This window comes from Kitasatospora purpeofusca, assembly GCF_034043715.1.
Taxonomy (GTDB): domain Bacteria; phylum Actinomycetota; class Actinomycetes; order Streptomycetales; family Streptomycetaceae; genus Kitasatospora; species Kitasatospora purpeofusca_A.
In genome coordinates, this window is sequence record NZ_JAXCLC010000021.1 from 1 (window position 1) to 10,559 (window position 10,559).

Sequence of the window (10,559 nt, forward strand, 5' to 3'; positions counted from 1 at the left end):
CGTCGGCAGGGGCACCACCCGGCGCCACGCCGACCGTCGGGACCCAATCGACCCCAGCGCCCCCCCCACATCGCACGCCCGGCCCCGGGCGCCCCCCCCCCCCGCCGCGGGCGCGGGGGGCGGCTCCCCGGGCGCCCCGGCCCCCCGGCCCCCCCCCCCGTCGCCCCCCCCCACCCCAGCCGGGGCCGCCCCCGGCGCGCCGGCCCCCCCCCCCCGCTGGCGTTCCCGGGTGTCCTGAGGGTCGGGTGGAGCGCTTGTTGGAGGAGTGTTAACGCCCCCGTGACCTGCTGCTTCACGGAAGGGGGTGAGGTGGCCCGGAGATGACGTCCGGCCCCCGGACCGTGAACCAATGGTCTATACCAATGCGGTACTGTGGCCGTTGGAGCTGTCAGAAACACGGCTGTGGGGGCCATATGACTGTCCGACAAGTTACGTCCATTTCGTCTACTTCATCCTCTTCCTCCTCTCCTCCGGCGCATCTGCCGCAGCCGCCGGACGACCAGGAGCTCTACTGGTACTTCGGGCCGCAGCGGCGGTGGGTGCTGGTCGCCAGTTCGGCGGCGTTCGTGTTCACCGCCGGGACGATGTTCACGTTCGCGCTGCGGACGCCCGCGCTGTGGGTGTTCCTCGCCGTGCTGGGGCTCAATGTCGTCGCGCTGGCGCTGTCCTCGGTCAACAGCCTGCGGCAGCGGCGGCTCACCCGGCAGTCCCACGAGGTGCTGGTGCACGCGTGGGCGCCGGAGGAACTGCCGACCGTCGACCTCTATCTGCCGACCTGCGGTGAGCCGCTGGACATCCTGGAGAACGCCTACCGGGCGGTGGCCGAGGTCGACTGGCCCGGTGCGCTGACCGTCTGGGTGCTCGACGACGGCGACCGGGCGGAGGTCGCCGACCTGGCGGCCGCGCACGGGTACCGGTACGTGGTGCGGCCCGACCGGGGGCACCTCAAGAAGGCCGGCAACCTCAACCACGCGCTCACGCTCAGCAGCGGCGAGCTGATCGCCATCCTGGACGCGGACTTCGCGCCCCGGGCCGACTTCCTGCGCCATCTCGTCCCGTACTTCGCGGACGCGCGGATCGGCATCGTCCAGAGCCCGCAGTGCTTCGACACCGACGAGTCGATGAGCTGGATCGAGCGCGCCGCCGGTGCCGCGCAGGAGTGGTTCTTCCGTTGGATCCAGCCCTCCAGGGACGCCAGTGACGCCGCCATCTGCTGCGGCAGCAACGCCGTCTACCGGCGGGTCGCGATCGACCGGGCCGGCGGTTTCGCCCGGCTCGACCACAGCGAGGACCTCTTCACCGGCCTCGGCCTGTACGCCAAGGGGTACCGGACGCTGTACGTCCCGGTGCTGGTCGCCAAGGGCACCTCGCCCGACAACCTCGCCTCGTACGTCAACCAGCAGTACCGCTGGGCGATGGGCAACCTGCACCTGCTCGGCTCGCCCGAACTCAAGCGGATCGGCGCGCCCTGGCGGATGCGGCTCTGCTTCTACGAGGGCATCGTCGGCTACCTCGCCGCCGCCGTGAACATCTTCGTCGCGCCACTGCCGCCGCTGGTGATGATGTTCTGGTACCCGGACCAGATCCGGCCCTGGCACGTACTGCCGATGCTGGCGCCGCTCTGGCTCTGGCACGTGCTGATGCCCCGGGTCAGCCGCACCCGCTGGCGGATCGAGGTGATCCGCTCCAACGTGCTGATGGGCGTCGCCGCCGGGGTCGCCTTCTGGCACACCCTGCGCGGGCGCAGCGCGGCCTGGGTGCCGACCGGCGCCGCCGGTCAGGCCGGGGCGGACGCGGCGGGGGCCACCACGCCCGCCGCGCGGAGCAAGTCCCGGTCCGGCGGGATGGCGCGCAAGGTCGTGCTGGTCTCGCTGGTATGGCTCTGCGGCTCGATCGGGGCCGCCGCGGTCGGCCTCGGCCTGGCCGTCGCGCAGTACGGATGGGCCCCCAACTGGGGTCTCGGGCTCTACCTCGCGGTGCAGGCGCAGATCGGTCTGCCGCTGATCCGCGACCTCGTCGGCGAGGTGCGCGGCACCGACCGCCGCGACGCCGTCACAGCCGGGCCGAAGGCGCCCCGGTCCGGCATGCTGCCCCGCCGCTGGCCGGAGGGGCTGGCCGCCACCGCAACGCTCGTGCTCACCGCTCTGCTCGCGTCCGGCTGGGTCCGCCCGATGCTGCCCTGGCTGGGTTGAAAGGTCGCCACCGCCCATGTCGTCACCTCCCAAGTCGCCTTCCTCCGAACCGCCGGCCGCACCTGAACCGCCGGCCGCACCTGAACCGCCGGCCGCACCTGAACCGCCGGCCGTCGTGGCCGAGCTCGCGCCGGACGCCTTCACCATCCCCGGTCCGCGGACCGCCGCCGGTCACGCCGGTCGCGGCGGCCGGTTCGGCCGCGCCCTCTCCCGGGGTTCCGATGCCCCGGGCCGGGCGCGCCCACCGGCGGGGTTCCGTCCCGACATCGAGGGTCTGCGCGCGCTCGCCGTGCTCGCCGTCCTCGCCTTCCACGCCGCCGTCCCCGGACTGGCCGGCGGCTTCGTCGGGGTCGACGTCTTCCTCGTCGTCTCCGGCTACCTGATCACCGGCCTGCTGGTGCGCGAGGCCACCACCACCGGCCGGATCCGGCTCGGCGAGTTCTTCTCCCGCCGGGCCCGCCGACTGCTGCCCTCGGCCGCGATCGTGCTCGGCGCGGTGGCCCTGTTCGGCGCCTGGCTGACGGTGCCGTTGCGCCGGGCCGACCTGGAGTACGACGTGCTCGCGGCGGCGTTCTCGGTCGGCAACTGGCGCTTCGTCGCCCAGCAGACGGACTACCTGGCCGCCGGGCGGGACGAGAGCCCGCTGCTGCACTTCTGGTCGCTGGCCGTGGAGGAGCAGTTCTACCTGGCGTGGGGCCCGCTGCTGGCCCTCACCGCCTACCTGGTGCTGCGGGTCCTGCGGCGCGGTCGGGCGGACGGGCGCGGGCGGGCGGTGCGGCCGGTCGCGGCGGCGCTCGCCGCCGTGCTGACCGTCGGCTCCTTCGCGCTCTCGCTGCGCTGGACGCACGACTCCGTCTCGCTCGCCTACCTCGGAACGCCTTCCAGGGTCTGGCAGTTCGGCGTCGGCGCGCTGCTGGCCCTGCTGCCCTGGCACCTGCTGCGCGGGCCGCGCCCGCTGCGGGCGGCGGTGGGCTGGGGCGGTGCGGCGGCCGTGGTGTGGTGCGTGCTGGCGTACGACAGCAGCACCCCGTACCCGGGCTGGGCCGCGCTGGTGCCGACCCTGGGCACGGCGGCCGTCGTCCTGGCCGGCACGCCGGGGCGGGAGGGGGAGGCGGCGCCCGGCTTCGGCGTCGACCGCGTCCTCGGACTGCGCGCCCCGCGCGCGATCGGCCGGCTCTCCTACAACCTCTACCTGTGGCACTGGCCGGTGCTGGTCCTCGTCGGCGCGAAGTTCGGCCCGCTGGACTGGCCGGTGAAGGTGGCGCTGACCGCGGCCGCCGCCCTCCCCGCCGCGGCCGTGATGCGGTGGGTCGAGCAGCCGCTGCGGCACAGCCGCACCGTCTCCGAACTCCCGCGCCGGGGGCTGTCGCTGGGGCTCGCCTCGGTGGTCATCCCGGTGGTGCTGGCGCTGGTCGTCGGCACCGGGACGCTCCGGCTGCTCGGCCCGGCGGCGCCGGTCGACCTCCAGGGGCTGCCGCCCGGTTCCTCGGACGGCACCTCGCTGCTGGTGCGCACCTCGGCCCCGGCCAAGAGCGGTCCGGCGGTGGTGCCGGACGCCGTCCAGGCGCGCAAGGACTTCCCGCCGGACGGTGAGTGCGAGGTCGACCCGGCGGCCACCACCAGCCCCGACTGCCGCTTCGGCGTGGTCGGCAGCCCGGACCGGATCGTGCTGCTCGGCGACTCGCACGCCGGCCAGTGGTTCTCCTCGCTGCTCGCCCTCGCGGCCGAACGGCGCTGGGAACTGGAGGAGTTGGTCAAGCAGGGCTGCCCGCTGCCGGAACTCTCGGTGGTGAACCCGCAGTTGGGCCGCACCTATCGCGAGTGCGACACCTGGCGGGCGAACGCGCTGACCCGGCTTGCCGCCGGGCCCAAGCCCCGGCTGATCGTGGTCTCCACCCTCAACCGGTACAGCGACGACCGCGAGTCGGTGCTCCAGGGCTGGGCGAAGACGCTCACCCCGCTGCGCGAACTCGGCGTGCCGATCGTCTACTTGCGCGACACCCCGATTCCCGGGACGGACGTGCCGGCCTGCGTCTCGGGCCACACCGACGACCCGGCGGCCTGCGAGTTCCCGCGCGACAAGGCGCTCTGGGCGGACCCGCTCGCGGACGAGATCGCGGCCGGCCGGGTGCCGGGCGTCCGCTCGGTGTCGGTCAACGACGTCATCTGCCCCGGCAGCGGCCGGAGTTGCCCGGCGGTGCTGGAACGCATCCTGCTCTACCGCGACGACACGCACCTGACCAACGTCGCCGCCGTCGTCCTGACACCGCGCCTGGAGCGGGTGCTGACGGACGCGGGCGCCCTGCCGCCGCGCGCCGGTGCCGCCGGTGGTGCCGCCGCCCCGGCGCCCGACGCGTCCGGCTGGACCTCGCTGCTGCGCGACGACTTCGACGGCCCGGCCGGCAGCCGCCCGTCCGCCGCGAACTGGCAGTACGACCTCGGCACCTGCTACCCGGGCTGCCCGGCCGCGCAGTGGGGGACCGGCGAGGTCGAGACCATGACCGACTCGACCGACAACGTCCGGCTCGACGGCCGGGGCGCGCTGGAGATCGTGCCCACCCGGGGCGCGGACGGCCGCTGGTCCTCCGGCCGGATCGAGTCCCGCCGCGCCGACCTCGCCCCGCCGCCCGGCGGTGTGCTGCGGATCGAGGCCGGGATCGCGCTGCCCGAGGTGACCGGTCCGGCCGCCGCCGGCTACTGGCCCGCCTTCTGGACCCTGGGCGGTGAGCTGCGCAACGGGTACACCGGCTGGCCGGCCATCGGTGAGCTGGACATCATGGAGCAGGTCAACGGCCGGGACGCGGTCTTCGGCACGATGCACTGCGGCGTGCTGGACGGCGGGCCGTGCCAGGAGCCGCGCGGTCTCGGCTCCGGCGACCGGCCCTGCGCCGCCGAGTGCCGCAGCGGCTTCCACCGCTACGCGGTCGAGGTCGACCTGAAGCCGGGCGCCGAGGAGGTCCGCTGGTACCTCGACGGCCGGGAGCACCACCGGGTCACGGCCGCGCAGATGGACCGCGCGACCTGGGACAAGGCCGTCGACCACGGCCTGTTCCTCATCCTCAACGTCGCCGTCGGCGGCAACCTCCCGGCCGCCTTCGGCGGCTCCGTCACCCCGGCCACCGAACCGGGGCACCCGATGCGGGTGGACTACGTGTCGGTGGCCTCGAAGCAGTAGCGCCCCACTGACGGACACGGGAGCGCGGGGGCCGTCCGTGGACTCCACCTCGCGCGGATGATCAAGGGCGCGGGCGGGATCCCGGCCCACGGCAACCGGCGCTCCGAGTGGGACGCGGGCTGCCGCTTCGACTTCGAGGACCCCGAGCACGGCTGAGGGCGTACTCCGGAGGGTGCCGGCCGCCACGCGGCGGATCTTCCTGGGAGCAGCGTCGGCGGGCGTGCTTCGGCTCCGCTCAGGGCACCAGCGTGGGCGTGCCCAGGACAAGGGTGCCCATGGTGCAACCGTTCGCGGGATCCGTGTACGAGATGGAAAGCCGCAGTCGGCCTCTCACCTCCACCTTCAGCTCCTGTGGCGATCCCAGCTGGACCTCACCCGCGAACAGCGATTCCCCCGTCTGCCCGAATGTCGATCCGGGACGCCCGATCGGCGGAGGAGTCGTCGATGCCGGCGATCAGGGTGCCCCACTGCTCCGGGATTGCTGGTCCCGGGCCCTCCTGGGTCACCTGCGGCGCGAGGGCGGAGTGCGCGGACTGAACACCCATACTCCTTGGGACAGGGTCGCTCCCAGGACCCGACCTTGGAGTCGAAGCCAGGGATGTCTGTCCTGAAACGGTGCGAAGTTGTCGTTCGACACGACGATCCCGTCGACCTGACTTGCGATGTCCAGCACCAGGGCGTCCCCTCGGCCTTCGGTGCCGGCCGGAGGCTGGACCACCGTGCCGGAATCGATTGCCCGGTCCACTGCCGCCCGCTCCTCGGGTGTGACGTCATGGCGGAGTGTCGCGTCCACCACCACGTGGATCGCCCGGCCGGGGTAGCGTCGCCTCAGTTCGGCGATCCCGTGTTGCAGCCGAGCCATGCTGGGGAGCCCGCCGGCCTGGCGGCTGGGCGCCGATACCCAGGCCAGATTGGAACCGTCGACGATCAGCGGTGCTGTTGTCCCGGCTTTCGGTCGAGGTGCGGTCGGCCTGGGGGTCCCGGCCGCTGCTGCAGGCCTGGGAGTACTGGGCTGCGGAATCAGAGGCAGGTGAGTGGGCTCGGGCAGGTGGTTGCGTCCGCGAGCCTTCGCGGCAAGGAGCACATCCAGTTCTCGTGCCACCTCCGGGGGTACTCCGGCGCCGCCGAAGCTGTCGACCGTCTGGTCGAGGATCGGCTCGGCCACGCCTTCCAACCACGCCTTCACCTGGAGCAGCCCGTCGGCGTCGTACGTGTACTGGAGTCGGAACGACCTGTTGCTTTGGTCGTGGTCGGCGGGATACTTCAACGTCAAGGTGTCCAGTTTGAAGTTCTCGGTGTCGTCGAGCGGCCGGTCCGGGTCGCCCTCCCAGACCTCGACCTTCAGACTCGTCGCCCGTGCGTCGTGCGGGGTGTACGACCTCTCCAGCTTCCGGGGCAAGGGGCTCCGACGGGGGATCACCGTGCCGAAGCTTCGGCGACCGGAGTCGTCGGTGATCCTCGTTCCCAGCGCGTGGGAGTTCACCACCTGTACCACGCCGTCGAGTTCACCGTTCAGTGTGGCAGCGGTGATTGCCGCACCGCGTGCCACGGCTGTAAGGGGGTTGCACTTTGCAGGATCCACGAGCTCGCAGTCCAGGGCATCGGCGACAGCGTCACGTACGGCCGGGATCTGGCTGCTACCACCGATCATCAAAACCGCGGTGATCTCGTCCGGATCCATTCGGAGGTCGTCCAGGCACTCTTCGACGGGATCGAGCGCACGTGTGATGAGGTCCTGAATCTCGTTCTCGAATTCGGCTTGGGTGATCTCCACAAGGCTGCCGTCCGGTGTGGGCACGAGGACGGACGGCTGTTGCGAAAGCAGGATCTTGGAGCGCTCGATATCCAGTGCGAACTGCCGCTCCTGGGAGGGTGTCCAGCGGGGCTGCGGAGGTGTGCGTTCCAGGACCAGCCGCCGCAGTCGAGCGTCCAGCTCGATGCCGCCCAGCTTGTTCACGCCCCGGGAGGCCTTTTCGTCGAGGAATCGCAGCCTGCTGTCGTGCACCAGGATCGTGGCGTCCATCGTGCCGCCTCCCCAGTCGAAGACCAGGAACTGGCCGTCGGCCACCGAGGCCGGAAGCCCGTGGACGTATGAGATCGCCGCTGAAGTGGGTTCGTTCAGCAGCATCTTGACCTTGATCCCCGCGAACCTCGCTGCCTCTCTGGTGCGGAACCGGGCTGCGCCAGTGGCATTGGCCGGCACGGTGACGACCGCACTGTCGATCGTGGTGGCAGCCTCACGCTCGGCGAGCTCGGCCATCTTCCGAAAGATTCCTGCGGCCGTTGTCGTGGCGGCGAAGCGGCGACCGCCCACGGTCACGAATTCCTCGGACCGCAAAAGCCGCTTGCTGGCCTCGACGGCCTCCTCGGAGCGAAGCTTCGCTTCCCATCCGAAGAGGGTGCCGTCGCGCAATGAGCTTGTGCCGACCACTGAGGGGAACAGCAGGTCGAAGCCCGGTCGACGCCAGTCGGCGTCCAGGCCGTACGCACCCAGTTCCAGAACCTCGGCGAACTCGCCGTTCCACTGGGCGACCACGGAGTTGGTGGTGCCGAAGTCGATGCCGGTGGTGGTCACTGTGCCTCACCTCGTGCGTTCCGGGCTGCCTCTTCAGAATGCGCACCGCCATGCTGCGATGCCGCGGCCTCTCGGCGCCGAAGCTGGCCCCCGAGAACGGTTTGGCCAGTGATCTCGTCACGGTAGGCAGGTCGGACAAGTTCGAGCACCTCTCCGTGGCCCTCGGTCACGACGAAGAGATCAGGGGCCTCGGCAGGGTCGGTGACCCGTCGCAGTCCGAGCTGCAGAAGGTGATCGTCGATCGTCCGGCGTCCGGTCGGGGAGAGCCCGGTCTCGGCCCACAGTCTCGCGTCGATCTCACAGATGCGCCCGGTGAGTTGGGCTCGGGTTCGGAACTCGGAGAGGACGGCGGACCGGACGGCGGAGGTGATCGTACTGGTGGTGCCTGCGTCGCGAAGTTCCTCGCTCGCCCCGGCCAGCGCGACCGGTATCGCCGCGATCAGTCGTCGAACCACCGTGCCGGGCTCCAGAGGTTCGGTTTCGCGGATCCAAGCCGATGTCGACGAATGCGCTGGGATCTTGTCGGCGGGGGTGATACCGGCTTTGGTCGGTCCGGGCGCTTGCCGGCTGCGCTTTGAGCCGTCGGCCTTGGCGGTCGGAATCGACGGAGGAACTCGTTTCTGTCCGCACTGGAGGCAGGTCTTCTGGGACCGGATCAACTTCGGGGGCTTCTTGGACCGGGCCCGGCCCCGGGACCGTCTGTGCGGTGACAGTGGCATGAGCTGTATCCCTGAACGTGGTGTGGGTGATGAGGTGCTCTATCGACTGTTCAATAGGAAGGGACGGTCGGCCTCAGTCGCGTCTACGGTTCACGCGAGGCGGCGCGGACAGGAATTCGTCCAGCAGCTCGACGGCAGCGCGGGCGCGAATGGAGTCCATGTCGTGGGCGGTGAGCTGGGGGGTGCGCCGTTCGAGACGTGGGAGTGGCGGTACCAGCAGGCTGGACCGTTCGTCAGGATCCAGGTAGGGGGATTCGTCGTGCGGAATCACGAATACTCCGGCCTCCGTCGCCCCCGAACGCAGTACGGACTCGATCCGCGCCCGTATGTCGTTGAGCCGGGCACGCTCCTGGGTGTCGTGAACGGCCTCTTTTGTCAGCTCGCGGTACAAGTCCTCCCAGCTGAGGGTTCCGTGGGGCAGTCCGAGCTCCAGGAAGGGGTTGGTCGAGCGTGTGCGATTGTTCCTCGTGGTGCTCTTTCGGCGCTCCACAACGGTCAGGTTCGATTCCAACCGCGTGCGGCCGTCGGACGGGCCTGCTGCGCCGACGGGCGGCAGAAGCCGCAGGGCCTCACCCAGTGCCGACTCCGCCTCCTCCAGCTTGTTGGTGCAGAACGCTCGGTAGGCGTCGAGGTTGAGCGCCTCTGCCCGGTACTCCGGTCCGGCCTTGTCGACCTTCAGGAGGCGGGTGGTCTGTGCTGCGGCGCTCTGGTGATCACCGGTGTGGAACAGGTGGCGGGCGCGCCGCAGCGCCGCCCAGGCGTGGAACGCGCTGAGCCTGGGGTCAATGGACTCCGGGGGCTGCCAGAGTGCCTCCATGAGCAACCAGAGGCCCCGGTCGGCCAGTAGGTGTGGCGGCCAGGACCCGAGACTGCAGTACGACCGGAGATCGCGGAGCGCCACCCGCTGAGGCTCCGGCAGTATCAGTTCGATCTCGCTCAGATGGCGGGTCTCGCCCTCCGTCAGACCTACCAAGTACTCGTAGAGGTCCGGCTCATGGCTGTCCGCCGCAGCGCTCGGGATCACCCAGCCACTGATGAAGGCGTGGCGTCTGTCGAAGGAGGGCCAGGCCAGTGCCGTGGCCTCCGCGGTGGTCAGCAGGTCCGGGCCGGTCCTGGCCCGGAGGTAGGTGCTCTCCTCGGCCGTCCGATCGACCCAGGGCCGATCGGACGCGTCGAGCGCCCTGATGTCGATCAGTGTGTCCACGAGAGGCAGCGGAAGCGTGGCGAGCTGGGGGGCGAGATGTTTGCGGACGTACCGGGTCGGTCGACGTGTCGTGAGAGAGACGAAGAGTTCGTAGGAAGCGCCCGCATCGACGACGTGCGGCGTATGGACCAACCGCCGCTCGGGCGCGGTTGAGACGAGGATGTTGAGGCGTCCGGAAGCCTCCGGAGTGAGCCACTCTATTCGGGCCTCGCGCAGCGTCCGCAAGTGGCGTAGAACCTCCTCTGCCGAGCAGCTTCGGAGCGCACGTGCCACTGCTGCCATCAGGTTCTCGTCGGGCTCGCCGGCCAGCGCGGCGGACAACGCTCGGTCCTGGTCGGAGTCCGGCCGTGCGCTTCGCTCGTTCGCTGCTGCGAGATCTTTGAGTACGACGAGAACGGCCGCGACGGACTCTGCGCCGTTGACTCCGACCAGTCGCCATCGGCGCAGAGCAAAGCCGTTCGTTCTGGCCTCTGGATCCTTCTTCCGACGGCGTTCTTCCTGGGCCGCGAGCCGCCTCGTCTCGGCGGCGTTGGCTTCCTGCTCGGCGATCACCGGATCGGCAGAAGTGAACACTCGATCAGGTTACGCAGATCGGCGCAACCGAATCGGTCGTCCTGCTGATTGGTCATCCGATTGAGATCTCGCACGGCGACGGTGACCGGGAGGGATGCCGGGAGCCGTACAGCCGGCCGGC

At 70.9% G+C, this 10,559-nt stretch carries 5 protein-coding genes and 1 pseudogene; 3 read left to right on the forward strand and 3 right to left on the reverse strand.

Going from position 1 to position 10,559, the window contains the following annotated elements; translation table 11 throughout:
- Positions 1-542: 542 nt before the first annotated feature.
- The 3 genes and pseudogenes from SM793_RS13300 to SM793_RS13310 all read left to right on the forward strand — a co-directional run.
- The gene (locus SM793_RS13300; protein ID WP_320438429.1) at positions 543-2,192 is read left to right on the forward strand and encodes a cellulose synthase catalytic subunit; all 1,650 of its coding nucleotides are present in this window, start codon (positions 543-545) and stop codon (positions 2,190-2,192) included.
- Between the two features lie 115 nt (positions 2,193-2,307).
- Positions 2,308-5,367, forward strand: coding sequence for an acyltransferase family protein (locus SM793_RS13305; RefSeq protein WP_413815949.1), 3,060 nt, complete (start codon positions 2,308-2,310; stop codon positions 5,365-5,367).
- 42 nt (positions 5,368-5,409) lie between these two features.
- Positions 5,410-5,523: pseudogene (locus tag SM793_RS13310) on the forward strand (flavodoxin family protein); the annotation flags it as partial.
- A 346-nt stretch (positions 5,524-5,869) separates the two neighbouring features.
- Here the strand turns inward: SM793_RS13310 and SM793_RS13315 are convergent.
- The 3 genes from SM793_RS13315 to SM793_RS13325 all read right to left on the reverse strand — a co-directional run bounded on the left by SM793_RS13315 (position 5,870) and on the right by SM793_RS13325 (position 10,438).
- Positions 5,870-7,942, reverse strand: a complete 2,073-nt coding sequence (locus SM793_RS13315; RefSeq protein ID WP_320438359.1) for an Hsp70 family protein — start codon at positions 7,940-7,942, stop codon at positions 5,870-5,872.
- Positions 7,939-8,601: a hypothetical protein gene (locus tag SM793_RS13320; RefSeq protein WP_320438360.1), complete on the reverse strand. Its 663-nt coding sequence runs from the start codon at positions 8,599-8,601 to the stop codon at positions 7,939-7,941. Before SM793_RS13320 ends, SM793_RS13315 begins: the two co-directional genes overlap by 4 nt.
- 133 nt (positions 8,602-8,734) lie before the next feature.
- Positions 8,735-10,438 carry a hypothetical protein gene (locus SM793_RS13325; protein WP_320438361.1) on the reverse strand — a complete coding sequence of 568 codons (1,704 nt, stop codon included), beginning with the start codon at positions 10,436-10,438 and terminating at the stop codon, positions 8,735-8,737.
- Between the last annotated feature and the right edge of the window lie 121 nt (positions 10,439-10,559).